This window comes from Methylomonas sp. LWB (assembly GCF_001856095.1).
In the GTDB taxonomy this organism is placed as follows: domain Bacteria; phylum Pseudomonadota; class Gammaproteobacteria; order Methylococcales; family Methylomonadaceae; genus Methylomonas; species Methylomonas koyamae_A.
Genome location: NZ_MKMC01000012.1, coordinates 408,933 through 425,688, shown reverse-complemented (window position 1 = coordinate 425,688; position 16,756 = coordinate 408,933). Strand labels below are relative to the sequence as shown.

The window sequence follows — 16,756 nt, the reverse complement described above, 5'->3', positions numbered from 1 at the left end:
GAGGTGGGTGGTATATGCGGCGTGGCCGATCACTCGGCCATGCGGTCTGCGCAGTGATGCATCGCTTGAGCCAACAGTTTATTAACCAAGGACTTGGATATGCCCAAGCGCTCGGCGATCTGCGAATAGGTGAGGCCTTCGACGCCATGCAATAGAAAGACCGTTCGACATTGTAGCGGTAGCTCGGCCAACGCACCGTTTAGCGCTTGCAAACGCTCGCGGCCGATTAAAACACGCTCGGTACTGGAGGTCGGGCAAGCGACGGTTTCGGCGATTGTGTCGAACGCCTCCTCGGCGGTGTGACGGTCACGCACCATCATTTTACGCTGATAATCGACCGCCAGATTCATTGCGATTCTAAATGCCATGGCCCGCGTATTCTCCGGTGCTTGCTGCTCGACGACTCGCCGCAAGCCAAGATAGGTATCGTGAGTCAATTCGGCCGCGATGTCCGGACACTTGATCCGACCAGTCAAAAATCGCAGCAGTTCCGCGGCTAGCGAGTCGCTCCAATACGCATTGCTATCGGTTAGGTTTCTTACAGTCATGGATTTTAAGTAGCGGCGGCATTGGCTCTCGCCAATCCCGGTATCGGTGGCGGGGCATCACCGTCCAGCAAAAATGGGGCCGCTTAATTTAAAAGCCGCAAGATTCGGCCGTTTGCCGTTGTTGTGGAGCCGACAGACTTGCAAAAAACAAGGCAAATCACGGAACCAGGATCTGTCACATAACACAGATTAATTAACGGTAAAAAGTGCGGTGCCTATTTTGCCGCATAGCCAATCCGGTAGCGTTGAAATTGGCCTATACTTTGCCACTTTAAAGCTCAGGAGATCGCTAATGAAAAGCGTGTATTTTGTTCTTATTCCGACCTTAGTAATTGTGTTGCCGAACTTAGCGGTCGCCGAACTGTACAAGTGTAGCGAGAACGGTAAGATCACCTATCAAGCCAAACCTTGTCGGAACAAGTCCGCCGAAAAACAAGTGGATATTGAAATCAGCAATCCCGAGCGTAACGCCAAAGCGTTGGAAAGGCTGAAAGAAGTAGAAGCCGATTACCAAGCTAAAAAGGAACAAGAAGCCTTGCGGGAAAAAGCCCAACACGAGGCCGCGCTTAGGGCCGCCGAAGTGAAGGCACTGGAGCGCAACGCCAACGCCCAGGTCGATCAATCGGAAGCAATGCGCAAACAGGTCAAGGAACTTGACAGCGCCGAGAACGTGCGCGGCTCCATCGTCGGCGAAAAACTGCGCTGAATTCTTCCCGGCCGGACAGCCGCGCGGTTTGACCAGAGAGGCGGCGGGTTTACGCGTATTCGATATGTTGCAAGGTCAATTCGGCCTGTAGCCATTTCAACCAACCGTCCATGCCTTCGCCGGTTTTCGCGGAAACGGCCAACACTTTGATTTTCGGATTAACTTGCTTGGCGTAGCGTATGCACTGCTCGCTGTCGAAATCCAGGTAGGGCAGTAGGTCGATCTTGTTCAATAGCATTAAGTCGGCCGCGTAAAACATATCAGGGTACTTAATCGGCTTATCCTCGCCCTCGGTCACCGACAAAATTACCACCTTGTGAGCTTCGCCGAGGTCGAAGGCCGCCGGGCAAACCAGATTCCCGACATTTTCGATGAACAACAGACTGTGCCGCTCGAGTTGCAAGTGCTCGAATGCGTGGCCGACTCGGTGAGCGTCGAGATGGCAACCTTTACCGGTGTTGATTTGTAGAGCCTTGACACCGGTGGCGCGTATCCGTTCGGCGTCTCGCGCGGTTTGCTGGTCGCCCTCGATGACCGCGATAGCGAATTGGCTTTTCAGGCGTTCTATCGTTTCGGTCAACAGCGTGGTTTTGCCTGAACCGGGGCTGGATACCAAATTCAACGCCAAGATGCCCCGCTCAGCCAAATAGTTGCGGTTTTCCGCGGCGTAGCGGTTGTTGCCCGCTAGAATATCCTGTTCGATCTGTACCATCCGCGCCGGCGTTAAGCCGCTGGCGTGCGCGTGCTCCGGACTCTCCGCGGGATGATGCGAGTGATGATGGTCGTGGTCGTGATCGTCTCCGTGACTGTGGCCGTGTGTATGAGAATGCTCGTGATGATCGTGGTCATGCGAGTGATTTAGGCCCTCGCCGCAGCCGCAGACGCCGCACATTATTCTACCTCCAGTTCTTTGATGCGCATTTGATGACCGTCGGTCACCTGTAATTGATGACTGCCGCAAAAAGGGCATTCGTCGTAAAGTTGCTGAACTTCGACGGTTCGGCCGCAGGGCAGACACCAAGCCATTCCGGGTACCGTCACTATTTCCAACCCGGCACCTTCCGCTAAAGAGCCTCGGACTACCAAGTCGAAACTAAATCGCAAGGCTTCGATTTCTACCCCGGCCAGCGCGCCAATTTCCAGCCAAACGGCTTTCACCTTGCGGTACTGTTGAATGGACGCTTGCTGTTCAAGGGTTTGCAAAATGCTCTCGCAAAGCGACATTTCATGCATGTGTTAATCCGTTGAAATCTCGAACAACTAAAAATAAAGGATTCCGAAACCCGACCATGATTCATTCGTACGACAGGACAGGGCTTCGACCGGAGAACTTCTGCGACAGCCGATCAAGCGGGGCATACGGCAAACGGCTTAACAAGCGTCGGTATCGTAATCCCATTCCAATCGATATTCCACGCACGGATCGATGGCTGCTATCCAAAGTGAGGCTTGCCGTTTAAGCGTCTCACTATCGCCGTGCAAACGATACAGTCCCTGGGCGACGACGCCGTCCGGATGAAAATTCCATTCGGTCGGCGCCACGATCCGGTAATCGTATACCCGGCCTTGGCGCAGATCCAAACGATGCAGCAACAATCCACGCGCGGCAACTACTTGGCTCAAGGCCAAGCCATCGGCCACCGGGAAAGGCGGTGGAATGATACTGGTATCGTCCAAATGTTGAGTCAATGCCAACATTCGAATCGGCAATTCCGCCAGCTCGCGCAATCTGGCTGCGATTCGTACTAGCAAACCATTGCCGTAATGTTGAGATAAGCCGGCAATCGCCGGGCTGGCGGATTGCCGGTTCAGCACCGTGGTTTCCCAGCAACGGGCTTGCCACCGCGGCGCTCGGCAAAATTCCGATGGAGCCTCACCGATCTCCGTCGCCAGCTTGGCCGCAGGCAAGGGCGGTAGAAGTTCGACTGAATTTCGCCCCAAATCCGCCCATCCAAAATCGACGATCTCGCGCATTAGCCGAGCGGCGGGTGTCTGACACTGCCGCCACCAGTCTTTCCAGTCGTCTAAGCTGGCGATTTGCAAAACAGTTGCCAAACTGCCGGCGAATACGGCCTTATCCAGCGTGTATCGCAGATCATCGAGTAGTTCGATGACGTCTCCACTTGCGATGGCCGTGCTGCTTAAACTAAAGGCGTCGCCGTCCTTGAACAGTATGCGCTTCAGTCGGTCGTCGCTCCGCAACAGGGTTGCCATCGCTGCCTTCGCGGCTTTTTCGGCCAAGACCCCGGGCCAATCCAGCAAAATTCGCCAAGCCAGTTCCCGCATACATTCGGCGAGAACCAATATTTGGCGGGCCGATTCGCTGGCTATGGTCTCTGAGTGATCCAAAACGGCCCGACAAGCTTGTCGGGCCGCATAAGTCTGAGCATTGCCGCACACCGAAAACAACACTGGTAGCGTATGCAACAACTCCCGCGCCGACAGGCCGTGTAACATTTGAGTTGCCGCAATCGGGCGGCTGGATGCTAAGCGAACGCTGCTTATGCTTTCGCCGGTAACGGTTAAATGAATATCGATGCGACCGGCGGGTGTCACGACGCCGCGTTCTCCGACCATGCGCCACGCAACCAGTCGCGCCGACTCAGAGACGACGGCTTCGGGCCGGCGAGCAAGGCTAACAATGCCGATTCGGCGGTTACTTGCGCGGCGGCTTGATCGGCAAATTCGAACATTGGGGAAAACAACGAGCATAACGCATAAGGGCCAACGCCGTCGGCATGGCTGACCAAAAAGCGGTAATTGCCGTAGGGGAACCGGCGTTCGAACGTAGTGCCCGGTAGGTAATCCCAGTCGTCGCAACTGATCGGCAGCATAGTCAAATTCATACTCCACGGCGTGATTAATATACCGAGCCACTCGTTGCCGTAACGTTGCAATGCCGAGGTTTGCACGCTTAATAGCGGATTTATAATCGGTAATTCCCGCATTCGGCTTGCTAGTATATTCTCGAAGGTTGCGGTCAGCGCGCAACGGATCGATTCTCCGTCTGGGGTAAGCATTTATTCGGCCAGTAATAGAAACCCTTGCTTAGGACTGTCGCATTGGGGGCAGGTCCAATGTGCCGGCAAATCGGCAAAGGCCGTGCCGGGAGGCGTTTGCGACTCCGGATCGCCGTCGGCAGGATCGTAAACGTGCCAGCAGATTTTGCATTCCAGTCGGGCGTCGGCGGGCAGGGTGCCGCAATCGCCGCTGTAGGCTCCACCGAAAAATGAGGCGTTCACGAATATGCTCCGACGATTTCCCGCAAGCGTTGACTGCTATCGGCAATATCTTCGGCTGAGGCTTGGGCCACGCTAGGAATGTCGCAAATTTCCAAGGTATTGAGTATCAGAGTATCTTGCGAATTGTAGTATTGCACCCACCAGACGTAAGTCGTAGCGGTAGCGGTTATTCGACAATTGCCGTAGCCGCGCGACAGTATCGTTACTTTACCGCGGCCGAGACTTTGGTCAAGAAAGACCAGATCCTGTTCGGTTTGCGGCAGCAAACTCAGGTTGATTACATGAGCGTCATGGCCGGATTGGTAGCTCGCGATGTGAGCATTGAGTTCGGCGATCAACGGCGGCGCGTTCATGACACCTTCCGGCAAAGCGGCCATGTTTACATCGAGCGATGGAGCCGCGCCGGCGAAAGCCGTTTCCGCCACCGATGGTGGGAATGCGCCAACTTCGAGACTATCCTTGACCAGTCCGCCAAGTGAGTCGCGATGCTGTAAGCGCCAAACGCCGGCCAATATCGATTCCTGCACCCGGCCGTTGGCGCCTCCGTCAATCAACACCGCGACCTCGCCCTCACCAAGCAGTTCGTCGATGAATTGGCGATTTTCGTCATCCAAGCTCAGTAAATCGATGGTGTTTCCGGCAGCCGGAAAGTTGTCCAAGTTCGCTTGCAGTTGTATGGAGAGTTGTCGCGCCGCTGAGAGAGCTGGCGAATTGAGGCTGGTTGAAATCCGTGGCATTGCATACGTCAGCATCTCATTCGGCATGGACAAATAGTCGAATTCAGCGCCGTCCGGTTCTGACGGTTGACTGCCGCGACCGAAAATAGGGAGAGTGTCTGTGGTCATGGATAAATAGGAATAGGACGGACGAAGCCAGTCGTTTAATTTTTGAATACACGCGAGAGACGATTATTCCCGCAGTAGCGCTAAGGTTGTCAGCTAACTTTGCCATAATAGCTGCCGAAGTCAAACTGTTTTTGCCGCCCCAGTGACGTCTTTTCCACCGGAATTGGCGACTTAACGAGGGCAGAGCAGAATTGGCCCGACCACAAATGTCAGTCATCTGACAAAAGACTTGCCATGTCTGTAAATACCTGTATAATTGCTCAAATCAATCGCGGGGTGGAGCAGCTTGGTAGCTCGTCGGGCTCATAACCCGAAGGTCGTAGGTTCAAATCCTGCCCCCGCTACCAGACAGATTAAAGGCCTAGGTTTAACGACTTAGGCTTTTTTTTTGCACGAATTATTGCGTCATCATTGCCTTTAAAAGCAGGATAACGGCTAATAAACCATCGGAAAAACCGCTGATTTAAAAATTACTGGCCACTACAACGAATTCCGTTTCCGTGTTTTTTACTGATCGCCTCGGTTTAAATGAGTTGTGAATGCGCTATATTTGAAGACTGGCCGAAGGAGGAGCATTAGACCATCTGGTCTTCGTCTGAATACAGATTAGCAGCATCAAAAAAACTCAACTGTACAACACTGACGGTTTTGTCATCACTCCGTTTTAGGAAATCCTATGTATTCGTCATCCGATGAAATTGGCATTATCACAGCCTACGTTGAGCAACTGGAAAAGGAGTCGATTCCATATGCTTTGACCATCAAAAAGCGGGTTTCTGCTGGCGACACATTAAATGAAATCGAGATTATGCATTTCGAGCAACTATTATCCGAGGCGCGAATGATGATGCCGATGTTAAAGCACCACTCAGAGTATCAAAAATTAATAGCAGAACTCGCCAGCCTATATCATGAAATCTCGGAAGAAGCCTTGCGAAACGAACTCAACAAGAAAAATAACTAATCGTTGTATTCCACAGATATGGGATGCGGAATTGAATAGTTATTATTTAACATAATATACACACTATAGCGCCGGAAATGCTAGGCGTTAGGATTTTTGCGCTAAGTAATACGCTCGCGGCAATTCCCATCCGCCGGGCCGCTGCCGTCCAGGCTTCGCGGGTTTCCCCTTCGCTTCTCGCCATCGCTGCCGCAATTAACAGCTCCGCTCTGTCTATACCGAGATAATCGGCGATTTTTATCGCCGTCTCATCGCTCATAAGCTCCCTCGAACGTATCTGAGAAATAGCCGCTGTTGTAATTTTTAATGCCTTTGCGCTTTTGTAGTCGCTACCGGTTTTTTCTTTCAGTGCGTCAATAAATTGTGATGGAGTTCTCATAAACGCCTCTACTTAACGTTTTGTTAACGAATTTAATTGACTACATAATTAACTCAGCGTTAACTATTGTCAACGCCTAACATCGCGTTAGGTGACTTTTGACACATAGAGGCGACGCTATGACCATTCCAAGACACAAGCGAGCATTTTGGACCCGTTCAATCCCAAAGCTCTTAAAGCGCCTCCAGCGCAAGAATTCGGCGAACCGTCGCCGCCACCCTGCCGGCGTCGCCGTCTTAGCTCCCGTAGCGGGGCAGGGTGGCAACCATGCCTAACGACTGCCAAGCCGCCTTGGACACCCTTGCCTCTGCCGACCTCGGCATAATCGTCGTCTGCGGATTGTTCTCGTTCATTGCCGGGGTTCTTTATGCGCATTAATCGCAAAAAGACCAAAGGCCCGAAAAGCCCCGCCGCCATCGGCCTAACCCATTGGACCCCCGAAGAGCATTGCTTCGTATTGTCCCTGGTCCGCATCGAACTGGCCAGCTTCGAAACCACCCCGGCCGCCAATGCCGGCGAGCGAGCCATTCAGGTCATGTTGACCGGCATCGAATACAAGCTGACTTCGACGCTACATGCTATGGGGGTGAAAGGATGATTCCTGCCTGGACGATCAACAGCCCGTTACCGGTCAACCTCACCAGCTGCGTGCGCTGCCGCGCGTTGGTTGTTCAATCCGATTATCACTGCAAAGGCGCCGGCCATCCGGTCGGCAGTCCCGGCCGGCATGTGCGCCGGGCCGTTTGCCTCTGCCGCTGCTACGCCGTCGATACCTTCTTCATTTTCGACGCCGACAAAATCCGCCCACGGATAACCACGTCCCTCCTGTTCTTGCCCGCCTACGATTGGCGGGCACCTTTTGAAGGTTCGAAACATGGTTACGCTTGATCCTCGCGACTGTATCGCTCACTTAACGCCGCTGATCGACGACTTGGCGAAAGTGCGTTTGTTAATGCAATGGTACGGCGTTCCACTACCCAAGGCGAAAACCGAACAGGGACTCAAGCTGCGGCTGCTATGTCCGATCTGGTGGCGCCGGATGCTAAAGCGTCTGCAAAACCGTGCCGAGGAAAAGCAACAGATCGACAAGGGCCACGTCCGCAAGGGCCGGCAAATCTATGTCAGCGACCGCAGTCAACGCAAAGCCCAACGGGCCTATCTGCAAGCGCTGACCTTCATGCAGCAGATGAGCATGGTTAGCCACGTCGGCGACGTCATCGACATGGAAACCCTGATCGCCCGATCCCTAGCGAATCCCAACAACCGCCGCGCCGAGTTAATGATTCGCATGGCCGGCTTCGAAATCTTCGCCCAAGCCCTTGGCTGGGTCGGCGAATTCGTCACGCTGACGTGCCCGTCCGCCTACCATCGCTACAGCAACGGCCAACTCAACACCCGTTATAACCCGACGTACACGCCACGCGTTGCCCAGGAATATCTGGTCGGCCTGTGGGCCAAAGTCCGAGCCAAGCTGGCCCGCGACGGGATCAAAGTCTTCGGCTTCCGCGTGGCCGAGCCGCATCACGACGGCTGCCCGCATTGGCACATGCTGCTATTCGTGGCGCCCGAACACGTCGAAGCGCTCCGCGACATCATCCGGCATTATGCCCTGGAGCAAGACGGCGATGAACCCGGCGCCGCCGAGTTCCGCTGCAACTTCAAAGCCATCGACACTGACATCGGCAGCGCTACCGGCTACATCGCCAAGTACATCAGCAAAAACCTGGGTTTCAGCATCGACGACCCGGAACACGACCAAAACGACGACAGCCGCCACTACGGGAGACGCGTCAAAGCCTGGGCCTCGGTGTGGGGTATTCGCCAGTTTCAGCAGATCGGAGGGGCACCGGTCACGGTCTGGCGGCAACTGCGCAAGCTCGGCGAAGGTCAAGCCGATCCGATCCTGGAGCAAGCCCGCCAAGCCGCCGACCAATCCCGTTGGGCCGATTACCTACAGATCATGACCGGCGGCGACCTCCAGATTAAGCGGGTCGATATGGCGGTCCAGCTACTCAAGTTCGAAGAAGTCGGCACCGCCACCGGCGAACTGAAAGCCAACCGCTATGCCGAGATACAAACCGTCATCTACGGCGTATGCACGCTGGCGGCGATGGCGATTACCAAAACGAAATGCTGGACCCTTCAATCCAGCAAATCGGCACTTTCCGAGGTGGCGGGCCAAGTCCGTGGCGGCGAAGCCGCGCGGGCGCCCGCCATCCCTTGGAGTCCTGTCAATAACTGTACGCGGCCCCTAGCCGCGTGATGGCTCAACCACTATCCAACCACGACCCGAGGGGGTTTATATGTCCATGATTACCATGCAAGGCAAGCTTATCAATACCTATCAGGCTAACAGCCGGGTAGACCAAGCCACCGGTCTCGTTACCCAGGGCAAACACAAAATCCAGATCATGGGCCACATGCCCATGGAATCCGGCGAAAGCCGTCTGGAAATGCACGATTTGACCTGCAACGACCTGGAAACCTTCAAGCCCTTGCAGGGCAAAACCATCCGCTTCGCGCTCGGCATCATGTCCAGCGGCGATAACACCATTCTATTTATCCCGCGCGGGACCAAGCCGGAAGTTATTCCCGTAGCGGCGGGCGGCGATAAAAACGCCGCCTAAACCATGGCCGCCGCCGTCTTTCAGCCGACCGACCAGGGCAGCAGTTACACGCTTCGCCCCGATCCGGTCCATTACACCGTCAACCCAAGGGAGAAACGCCATGATCGAGCGCCCCGACCATTGTCCCGAGTGTGGCTCGTACGACTTCGCCTTTACTGCCGATCGCTATCGCGGCGGCACCCAATACGCTTTTCACTGTTACGCCTGCGAGCATGAAACGGACGAAAACGTGGAGGACGACGCCTCGGACGACGGCAATCCCTGGCATGCGGATTGGGACTGACGCATGGCGAATTATCTGATCGCTTGCGATCAACCCTTTACCAGCTCGGGCGCCTGCCTGGGCAACCTATCAACGGTGCAGCAAGCTGCGCCCTTTGATCCGACGCTAATCGATCCGGCGTTAGCGTTGGAATATTTCTCAGCCGGACTAACCGTGATTGGCGGCCCGCTCCTGTTCGTCTGGTGCTGCCGCCAGTTGTATTCAAGCCTTTTTCCTTAATAGGTGATTTATGAAAGCAGGACAAAAACACGCGGCCGCCCTGGGTGTGGCCTTGATGATCGTTTCCGGTTTCGCCGGTGCAACCAGCACCTTTGACTCGCTGACGGCGGTCGTGTCGTTCTCGGACTTCGTGACCGCGCTGTCCGTGGTCTACGCCGGGATGATAACCACCGGCCTGTTCCTGAAGGGCGGCAACATGATCGCCCGCAAACTGGGCTTCCGTTAATCGGGGCATTGGGGGGAGGCGCCGCCCCCCATTCCGATAGGGCTACTCGTTTCCAACCCCTCGTATTCCTGAGGCACTCGTTATGCTCGAACTCTACTACTGGACCTTTTTCGCGGCCGGCATCGTTGTGGCCTACGCCGCCTTCAAACCGCACCGCTAGCCATGAGCGTTTATGCAATCACCGGCAACACCGGCAGCGGTAAAAGCTACATGGCCGCCAAACTGATCGCCGACCAGATTAAGCGGGGCAGGGAAGTCGTGACTAATATCCCGATGCTGATTGAATCGCCCAAGCTAAAGCTGTTTAGCTGGGACGACATCAAAGACCCTAGCAAAGCCTTTGCCGCTGGCGCCTTGTACGTCATCGACGAAGTGTGGAAAGAAATTCCAGGCGGCACCGCCGTTAACAAGATTCACCTGCGGATCATGCACTTCTTCAAGGAACACCGCCACTACAAAGCCCCGGACGGCCAAACCATCGATATTTATCTGGTCACGCAAGACGCCGGCACCGACATTGCCAAAGGCATTCGCCAACTGATCAAACAAACCTGTCTTTGTCACGAGCCGCTCGACCTCGGCCAAAAAGACCTGCGCGTGCGCTATTTCTACACCGGGGCCGTTGAAGGTGTGAATCCCGAACTCATCCGGGTCAAGCTCACCAAAACCGAACGCTTCAAGCTCGATTCGGCGGTATTCAAGCTGTACAAGTCCCACACCCAAGCCGAGGCCGCCATCACCGGCGACGTCATCGAACAAACCGGCACCGCCACGATTTGGCAAAGCTGGCAAGCCAAAGGCTGGGCGGCTGCGGTGGTGTCGGCCATCCTGATCGGCGGTTGGGGGATATACCGGTCGGTGACGGTCATTGCGCCTAAATACCAACAGACGGCGGCTCAACGATTGAATGGTGACGCGGCTACCGATCCGACGGGCAACCTAACGCAATCAGCCAACCCTGTGCCATCGGCAATCCCGCCAGCGGTAGCGTCAGCGCCGGCCAAAAAAAATGACTCCCTGAAATGGCGGCTGGTCGGCGATCTGACCATTAACGGCCAGCGTTGGGCCTTTATGACTGATAAAACCGGGCGGGCGAGGCGGCTGCCGATGGAACAGTGCCGCGACGAATGGGACTATCTCGTCTGCGAATACGATGGCGAAACCGTGTCGATGAATACCGGGCCGTTGCCTAACGACAATACTGGACAAATACCGACCGCCGCTGTATCGGGGTTTAAGTCATGATGGCTTGGTATAGGTCACTTGGTCTAATACTGTTCGGTTTGTTAATGGCCTCGAATGCGAGTGCAGGCGCATCGGTAGTACCTGGCGGTATGACGCCAAATGATTTGGCTTGGCTTGCTGAAGCGACTGGTACCACTGTCTCTGGTTCGCTGGATGCGTTGTTGAGTAAGCCTGTCAACGGTACGCTGACGACTGCTAAAGGCGCCAAAATCCCGCTCCCGGCGAACTGGTCCGCCGCCATACCCCGTGCTACCGTCGCGCAAGCCGCCGGTAAGCTTTTGGTGCGCGCGACTCCCGTCGGGTTGGCTGGTCTTGCGCTGTATCAGCTGCTGCATACTAATATAGGTATGAACACGGATGGAACGGTGTCCGGTTATTCAATGCCTGCTGTTTCTGAGGTTTGCGGTGGCGGTACTGAGAACCCTACGGCTGTGTGGTCTCGTGCTGCGGCAACGGGTTCTTTGCAGTCCGTCGCCGCCGCGTGGGCGGCAGCGGGTACTGCGCATGATGCGCTATGCTGGCCTACCCATCATGCGTTGTGGACGGTTCAGACCTGCTCAGGGTCGTCGTGTTCGGTCAAGATTACGTCGTCGTGCTGCGGGACGACTTACACTTCGTACTCGCCAGTCGCGGGCGCGACATATACCCCTTCCGAATCTGATTTAGGCGCCGCTATACAGAACTCTCCAGCCGCAACTGGTGAGATAGCGCAAGACGTGATTAAAGACGCAAAAACAGCAAACATCGATTTTGGCGGCCTCGGTTTTCTCACCCCGGTTCAGCCGACCACGATCACCGCAAGCCCTGTCGTCGCTGGGGAGGAAACGATAGCGACGGAAATTATCCCGAATGCTGACGACACAACCTCCACGCGAACCACTAAGTTGCAGACCACCGCAACGCCGAAAGTCACCGGGACGACGGTCGGCGACCAAGCCCTAGAGTGGGAAACGTCGGATAAGCAAACCCGGACGACGACCAACAACGCAACCGGCGTTACTACGACGGAAACCACGACCACTAGCTACGGCACCTCCACCACACAACAAAAGCCGGACTATGGCACCTTCGCCGGCACCGATCCCGGTGACGGATTTACCGACGGCCGTAACAAAGTGAAAACTGCACTTTGCGGCGGCAACTGTAACCAATCGTTTAACTGTGCCGCAGGTACATGCAGCGTTTCCGAGCGCATGGCAACGCTTAGGACGAAATACTCGCTAGCGCCCACCGCCTCCGGCACGTGTCCCGCCATCACGATGGACCTTAGCGCGGTCGGTTATGGTTCGCACAGTTCGACCGAACACTGCGATCTCATGGAAAGCGTTCGCGTTCAAGTGGGCATCATCATGTCGATTATGATCGCGCTCGGCGTTTTCACGATCATATTGGGGGCGTAAATGGGCGCGATTCTAACCAGCTTTTTCAGCTACCTGACCAAGTGGCTGATGTACTGTGCCGCCTATGGCGCCGGTGTGGTCGCCGGCTTAGCCGACGGTATTCTGTATTACTTGCAATTGGTGTTTCTCAAAATTGTCAATGGTGTTATCGATGTTGTTACGTCCACGCTGGATGCCTCCGGCGTTGCGTCGGCCATTACTACGATCAATGGCGCCTTCTCCGGTGCTCTGGGGTTCTATGCCGACTTCTTCCATGTCCCGCAAGCCGCTGCCGCAATGGGATCGGCCTACATGATCCGATTCGTCATTCGCCGGTTGCCGGTTGTGGGCTAACAATCGTGAACCGTTACCGACCAGGTAGCTCAAGTCCAGGCGCAGTAACGCCAACCGTTACGCTCCGGACTCAAAAGACGCCGGCCGGGTAACGTGCTGGTACTCTCGTTGTTTCCGGGGATCGGTTTATTGGATCGCGGCTTCGAAGATGCCGGCTTCTGCGTAGTGCGCGGCCCTGATCTGATCTTCGGCGGCGACATTCGCCGCTTTCGCGTGCCGGCCGGCCGCTTCGAAGGGATTATCGGCGGTCCGCCTTGTCAGGATTTCAGCAAGGCCCGCCGTTCGGCACAGACCGGAGAGGGCGGGGAAATGCTCCGGGAGTTCGTCCGCGTGGTCGACGAAGCCAAGCCGCAATGGTGGCTTGCTGAAAACGTCCCCGGCGTGCCGGATATTCGCATCGAAGGCTATAGTTGGCAACGTCTCGATCTGAACGCCGCCGAATTCGGACACGACCAACGCCGTTTGCGTCATGTGCAGTTCGGCTCATTGGATGGCGCCCCGTTACGCATCGATCGCAGAAAAACGCCGGCGAGTAACGCTACCGTCTTAGCCAACGACGACCGGCCCTTAGCTGAAATGGCCGTCCTGCAAGGCTTGCCGCCCGATTTCGATATACCGGCGTTTACCCGTGGCGCACTCGCGCGGGCCATCGGCAACGGCGTGCCTTACGGTATGGCCTACGCCCTGGCGCAAGCGGTACGCAACCGAGCGCCCGGCGTTACTTTGTGCGCTTGTTCCTGCGGACGTCCGGTAACGGGGCGGCGCGTCTACTACAGCGGTGCTTGCCGTAAGCGAGTGTTCGATAGGCGGCGGCGTTTTGTTGAGCATCCTCTTTTGGATATGTTTCGTCCGTGCTAAAAGGGCGGTCATATCATAACACGTTACTAAAAATAAATTAGGTAACGTTACCAATAATGCTTGACTTATTTATAGTAACGCGTTACTATAATCCCAACGTACCCCGCTGGAGTCAAAGCCATGATCGACCAAGCCGACACACAAACCGTTGATTTGTTCGCACCGCAAAAACGGGGCAGGGGCCGTCCGTCCACCGGCAAAGCACTCACGCCGGCCGAAAAACAAAAAGCCTACCGGGAGCGCCTAAAATCCCGTAATTTTACCGAAAATAAAAATGGTAACGTTACCGATAAAGAAATTAACGACCATGCGGAGAAGGGCGCTTTGATGGCTCGCTGTCGTCTGCTTGAAGCCGAGTGCGCTAAGCTGCAAGCGCTGGCGACGGACTGGCGGGACAAGTATTACCAACGGGACATCGATTACAATCGCGACCTCGAAGCTGTTATTAAGCAAAAGAACCAAGCTGTAGCGGCTCAAAAAGGCCTTGTCACCAAGTACAGGAACGAACGCGATGCCGCGCTTAACCGCGTCGAATCTCTTGAGCGGCAACTAGCAAGCGCCACCAAGGGCAATTTATTACGGTAACGTTACTGTAAGTTGTATAATATCGATCCATGAAAATAAGCGATATACTTAAACGATTGCATGACGATGGTTGGCGCCTTGATCGCACTAAAGGCAGTCATCGGCAATTCGTTCACCCGGAAAAGCCCGGCGTTGTGACTGTATCCGGAAAGCCAAGCGATGACGTGGCGCCAGGCACTTTAAACAGCATCTTTAAGCAGGCAGGTCTGAAATGAAATACCTCATCATCATTGAGCCGACAGATACCGGGTTTTCGGCCTACAGCCCGGATATTGCCGGCTGTATTGCGACTGGCGAGACGCAAGACGAAGTAAGATCGAATCTAATTGACGCAATTGAGTTCCACCTGGAAGGAATGGCCGCCCAAGGCGAAACAATCCCGAAAGCAACGTCGATAGCCGACTACGTCGAAATCGCCGCCTAAATTCGTAACGTTACCAAAAATCGCTTCTCGCAGACTGCTAGCGATAGCCAGCAGTCGCCCGCGCGGATCGCCGTTCCAGCTCCGCCCATCACGCCACCTAAAAAACCAGCCTGGCCGCACAGTTTCCAATGGCCATTGACGCCACCGAACCGCATAGCATCGCCTCGAACATCGTCGACCATTAACACGGAAAATAAGCGGCGCTCAAAACGACACAACACAGCGGGAGACGATAACCGCCGCGCAACACGTGAGCCGGAAGGCGAAACGGCTACGCTATTGCCCCGAAGCCTCTATCATTGGCCGATTGCATTATTCATCTGGTCCGCGTGTATCCCGTTTATGCTCGGCGCCAGCCGGCGAAGCCGAGGTTTTTGCATACTAGAGCTTTTCTGTTGAAGGAATATGTAATCTAGCTCTCATTAATTGAAGTTGTTTCGTGCGTTTTATTGCAAAAAATTGCCTCCTTGCAATGGCATAATTATGGCCGTTAGATAAAAGGAGCAACTATGGGTATTCAAGACCGTGATTATTATTGGGAACGACACAGGGAGAACGCGCGTGCATCGAATTTTGATCAATATGCAAGAAAGATTAATAGAGTGAACGCGAAGCCTCCTTCTAACAATGGCTTCTTCAAAACTTTATGGAGTGTAATCTGTATTCTTCTTTCCTTTTACGTGTTCTTTTTTATAACGGGAAAAATACAAGATCGTTATAACGCCAAGTTTCCTTTTCAAGCTCCATCTCAAGGTGCTTTGCCGTTTACTCCGACGGAATTAATTGAAGGGGGCATAGAGATTAAGGCGGATATTCAAGGCCATTATCGAGGAACTGTTGAAATTAATGGCGTTTCTATGCCGTTTATGATTGATACTGGTGCAACTGCTGTAACATTGCCGGTAAACCTCGCGATTAATGCAGGCGTGCCGATTGGCTCTCCTGTGGTAGCCAATACCGCTGGAGGGCGGGTGGTGCAAAACTTAGCGACTGTTCGTACTCTTAAAATCGGTAACGCTGTGTTGCACGATGTTCAGGCAAGCACGAACCCGCATATAAATGAAGTGCTTATAGGAATGAGTGCATTAAAATATTTTAACGTAACTCATTCGAATAACACGATGACATTGGTAGGTAATGGCTCAAGTTCTAAGTTAATCGAACGGCCAAGCCAGGATTTTGCGTCAATAAGGCCACCGTCTGCGCCGGTTTTAATGGCACCTCAAATTAGCCCTGCGATTGCGCCGTTAATTCCATCGGTAGCGGCCCCAGTGGAAAAGGCGCGTGAGAAAAGGCCGCTTATTGTTCATAAGACAGTGACTTGTGACGCGAACAAGATTTGCACTACAAAATATAGCGATAAACCATAGTCGAGTTCAGAAAGTAGGCCGGCTAGCGCCGGCGGTGTTTGAATTTTGCCGTTAAGGTTTCGGCCATTCCGGATAGCGTTTTCAGCCGTTTGATTTCGGTTTCAAGTCGTTCTATCTGTTCGGCCTGGTCACGCCATAACAGTAAGGATCTTGGCGTCCATCGGTGTGACTTATATTTGAGTTTACCGCGTGTAAAGATGAATCCTTCCCATCCTTCAATACCAACGTGTTTTTGATCCCATAACAACAGATGACGCTCGGCCAGCTCGTTTCCTTCCTGGTCCCATCGTTCGATGGTGTCCACGTCGACGCCCAGCACCTCGGCGGCTCGCTCTTGATTTAGTCCGACTTTATTCCAGCGAACATGATAAAACCGGGCCTTGCTTGGTCGGCCGCGTCTACGGTTTGACATTTTTTCGACTCCATTTCTGAAAAATAGAATCATTAGCAGGAATCATTCCGACCGTTGTTATTTTACATAATATACATTATGCGAAGTCTC

The 16,756-nt window shown here is 54.3% G+C and carries 26 protein-coding genes and 1 tRNA gene; 18 read left to right on the top strand and 9 right to left on the bottom strand.

Annotation, left to right across the window (positions count from 1 at the left end; all coding sequences use genetic code 11):
* Nucleotides 1-29: 29 nt before the first annotated feature.
* Nucleotides 30-548, bottom strand: coding sequence for a sigma-70 family RNA polymerase sigma factor (locus tag BJL95_RS07840; RefSeq protein ID WP_071156860.1), 519 nt, complete (start codon nucleotides 546-548; stop codon nucleotides 30-32).
* A gap of 292 nt (nucleotides 549-840) precedes the next feature.
* Here BJL95_RS07840 and BJL95_RS07835 point away from each other — a divergent pair, with 292 nt between their 5' ends.
* On the top strand, nucleotides 841-1,254 hold the full coding sequence (locus BJL95_RS07835) for a hypothetical protein (protein WP_071156858.1): 414 nt from the start codon (nucleotides 841-843) through the stop codon (nucleotides 1,252-1,254).
* Between the two features lie 49 nt (nucleotides 1,255-1,303).
* On the opposite strand, the gene hypB is transcribed toward BJL95_RS07835, so the two are convergent.
* The 6 genes from hypB to BJL95_RS07805 all read right to left on the bottom strand — a co-directional run bounded on the left by hypB (nucleotide 1,304) and on the right by BJL95_RS07805 (nucleotide 5,155).
* On the bottom strand, nucleotides 1,304-2,146 hold the full coding sequence (hypB, locus tag BJL95_RS07830) for a hydrogenase nickel incorporation protein HypB (RefSeq protein WP_071156856.1): 843 nt from the start codon (nucleotides 2,144-2,146) through the stop codon (nucleotides 1,304-1,306).
* Entirely contained in the window at nucleotides 2,146-2,487 is a 342-nt protein-coding gene (gene hypA / locus BJL95_RS07825; RefSeq protein WP_071156854.1) for a hydrogenase maturation nickel metallochaperone HypA, read from the bottom strand. Before hypA ends, hypB begins: the two co-directional genes overlap by 1 nt.
* Nucleotides 2,488-2,625: 138 nt before the next feature.
* Nucleotides 2,626-3,711, bottom strand: a complete 1,086-nt coding sequence (locus BJL95_RS07820) for a Ni,Fe-hydrogenase I large subunit (RefSeq protein WP_139306170.1) — start codon at nucleotides 3,709-3,711, stop codon at nucleotides 2,626-2,628.
* 95 nt (nucleotides 3,712-3,806) lie between these two features.
* The gene (gene hybE, locus BJL95_RS07815; RefSeq protein WP_071156852.1) at nucleotides 3,807-4,274 is read right to left on the bottom strand and encodes a [NiFe]-hydrogenase assembly chaperone HybE; all 468 of its coding nucleotides are present in this window, start codon (nucleotides 4,272-4,274) and stop codon (nucleotides 3,807-3,809) included.
* Nucleotides 4,275-4,496: a rubredoxin gene (locus BJL95_RS07810; protein ID WP_071156850.1), complete on the bottom strand. Its 222-nt coding sequence runs from the start codon at nucleotides 4,494-4,496 to the stop codon at nucleotides 4,275-4,277.
* A complete protein-coding gene (locus tag BJL95_RS07805; RefSeq protein WP_254786722.1) occupies nucleotides 4,493-5,155 on the bottom strand; it encodes a hydrogenase expression/formation protein in 663 nt (220 codons plus the stop codon). The genes BJL95_RS07810 and BJL95_RS07805 overlap by 4 nt, the downstream gene beginning before the upstream one ends.
* A 456-nt stretch (nucleotides 5,156-5,611) precedes the next feature.
* On the opposite strand from BJL95_RS07805, the gene BJL95_RS07800 reads away from it, so the two are divergent.
* Together BJL95_RS07800 and BJL95_RS07795 are read left to right on the top strand one after the other, a co-directional pair.
* Nucleotides 5,612-5,688: transfer RNA gene (locus BJL95_RS07800), tRNA-Met, on the top strand.
* Between the two features lie 329 nt (nucleotides 5,689-6,017).
* Nucleotides 6,018-6,305: a hypothetical protein gene (locus BJL95_RS07795; RefSeq protein WP_071156846.1), complete on the top strand. Its 288-nt coding sequence runs from the start codon at nucleotides 6,018-6,020 to the stop codon at nucleotides 6,303-6,305.
* A gap of 46 nt (nucleotides 6,306-6,351) precedes the next feature.
* Here the strand turns inward: BJL95_RS07795 and BJL95_RS07790 are convergent, their stop codons facing one another.
* Nucleotides 6,352-6,684, bottom strand: coding sequence for a hypothetical protein (locus tag BJL95_RS07790; protein WP_071156844.1), 333 nt, complete (start codon nucleotides 6,682-6,684; stop codon nucleotides 6,352-6,354).
* Nucleotides 6,685-7,051: 367 nt separating this feature from the next.
* Between BJL95_RS07790 and BJL95_RS07785 the strand changes: the two genes are divergently transcribed.
* From BJL95_RS07785 to BJL95_RS07715, 15 genes are all read left to right on the top strand, one after another.
* On the top strand, nucleotides 7,052-7,282 hold the full coding sequence (locus BJL95_RS07785) for a hypothetical protein (RefSeq protein WP_071156842.1): 231 nt from the start codon (nucleotides 7,052-7,054) through the stop codon (nucleotides 7,280-7,282).
* A complete protein-coding gene (locus tag BJL95_RS25085) occupies nucleotides 7,279-7,572 on the top strand; it encodes a hypothetical protein (RefSeq protein WP_071156840.1) in 294 nt (97 codons plus the stop codon). Before BJL95_RS07785 ends, BJL95_RS25085 begins: the two co-directional genes overlap by 4 nt.
* The gene (locus BJL95_RS07775) at nucleotides 7,559-8,947 is read left to right on the top strand and encodes a replication endonuclease (protein WP_071156838.1); all 1,389 of its coding nucleotides are present in this window, start codon (nucleotides 7,559-7,561) and stop codon (nucleotides 8,945-8,947) included. Before BJL95_RS25085 ends, BJL95_RS07775 begins: the two co-directional genes overlap by 14 nt.
* Nucleotides 8,948-8,987: 40 nt before the next feature.
* Complete coding sequence (locus BJL95_RS07770) at nucleotides 8,988-9,311, top strand: hypothetical protein (RefSeq protein WP_139306168.1); 324 nt, start codon at nucleotides 8,988-8,990, stop codon at nucleotides 9,309-9,311.
* Between the two features lie 100 nt (nucleotides 9,312-9,411).
* The gene (locus tag BJL95_RS07765; protein ID WP_071156834.1) at nucleotides 9,412-9,594 is read left to right on the top strand and encodes a hypothetical protein; all 183 of its coding nucleotides are present in this window, start codon (nucleotides 9,412-9,414) and stop codon (nucleotides 9,592-9,594) included.
* Between the two features lie 3 nt (nucleotides 9,595-9,597).
* Nucleotides 9,598-9,813: a hypothetical protein gene (locus tag BJL95_RS07760; protein ID WP_071156832.1), complete on the top strand. Its 216-nt coding sequence runs from the start codon at nucleotides 9,598-9,600 to the stop codon at nucleotides 9,811-9,813.
* 10 nt (nucleotides 9,814-9,823) lie between these two features.
* Nucleotides 9,824-10,039 carry a hypothetical protein gene (locus BJL95_RS07755; protein WP_071156830.1) on the top strand — a complete coding sequence of 72 codons (216 nt, stop codon included), beginning with the start codon at nucleotides 9,824-9,826 and terminating at the stop codon, nucleotides 10,037-10,039.
* Between the two features lie 162 nt (nucleotides 10,040-10,201).
* Complete coding sequence (locus BJL95_RS07750) at nucleotides 10,202-11,284, top strand: zonular occludens toxin domain-containing protein (RefSeq protein ID WP_071156828.1); 1,083 nt, start codon at nucleotides 10,202-10,204, stop codon at nucleotides 11,282-11,284.
* Nucleotides 11,281-12,684, top strand: coding sequence for a hypothetical protein (locus BJL95_RS07745; protein WP_071156826.1), 1,404 nt, complete (start codon nucleotides 11,281-11,283; stop codon nucleotides 12,682-12,684). The genes BJL95_RS07750 and BJL95_RS07745 overlap by 4 nt, the downstream gene beginning before the upstream one ends.
* The gene (locus BJL95_RS07740) at nucleotides 12,685-13,017 is read left to right on the top strand and encodes a hypothetical protein (protein WP_071156824.1); all 333 of its coding nucleotides are present in this window, start codon (nucleotides 12,685-12,687) and stop codon (nucleotides 13,015-13,017) included.
* Nucleotides 13,018-13,110: 93 nt separating this feature from the next.
* On the top strand, nucleotides 13,111-13,875 hold the full coding sequence (locus tag BJL95_RS07735) for a DNA cytosine methyltransferase (RefSeq protein ID WP_071156822.1): 765 nt from the start codon (nucleotides 13,111-13,113) through the stop codon (nucleotides 13,873-13,875).
* 120 nt (nucleotides 13,876-13,995) lie between these two features.
* Nucleotides 13,996-14,460, top strand: coding sequence for a hypothetical protein (locus tag BJL95_RS07730; protein ID WP_071156820.1), 465 nt, complete (start codon nucleotides 13,996-13,998; stop codon nucleotides 14,458-14,460).
* Between the two features lie 29 nt (nucleotides 14,461-14,489).
* A complete protein-coding gene (locus tag BJL95_RS23770) occupies nucleotides 14,490-14,675 on the top strand; it encodes a type II toxin-antitoxin system HicA family toxin (protein WP_083385774.1) in 186 nt (61 codons plus the stop codon).
* Nucleotides 14,672-14,884 carry a type II toxin-antitoxin system HicB family antitoxin gene (locus tag BJL95_RS07725; protein ID WP_071156818.1) on the top strand — a complete coding sequence of 71 codons (213 nt, stop codon included), beginning with the start codon at nucleotides 14,672-14,674 and terminating at the stop codon, nucleotides 14,882-14,884. Before BJL95_RS23770 ends, BJL95_RS07725 begins: the two co-directional genes overlap by 4 nt.
* Nucleotides 14,885-15,393: 509 nt before the next feature.
* Nucleotides 15,394-16,254 carry a TIGR02281 family clan AA aspartic protease gene (locus tag BJL95_RS07715; protein ID WP_071156814.1) on the top strand — a complete coding sequence of 287 codons (861 nt, stop codon included), beginning with the start codon at nucleotides 15,394-15,396 and terminating at the stop codon, nucleotides 16,252-16,254.
* A gap of 22 nt (nucleotides 16,255-16,276) precedes the next feature.
* Here BJL95_RS07715 and BJL95_RS07710 read toward each other — a convergent pair whose 3' ends face one another.
* A complete protein-coding gene (locus BJL95_RS07710) occupies nucleotides 16,277-16,699 on the bottom strand; it encodes a hypothetical protein (RefSeq protein WP_071156812.1) in 423 nt (140 codons plus the stop codon).
* Between the last annotated feature and the right edge of the window lie 57 nt (nucleotides 16,700-16,756).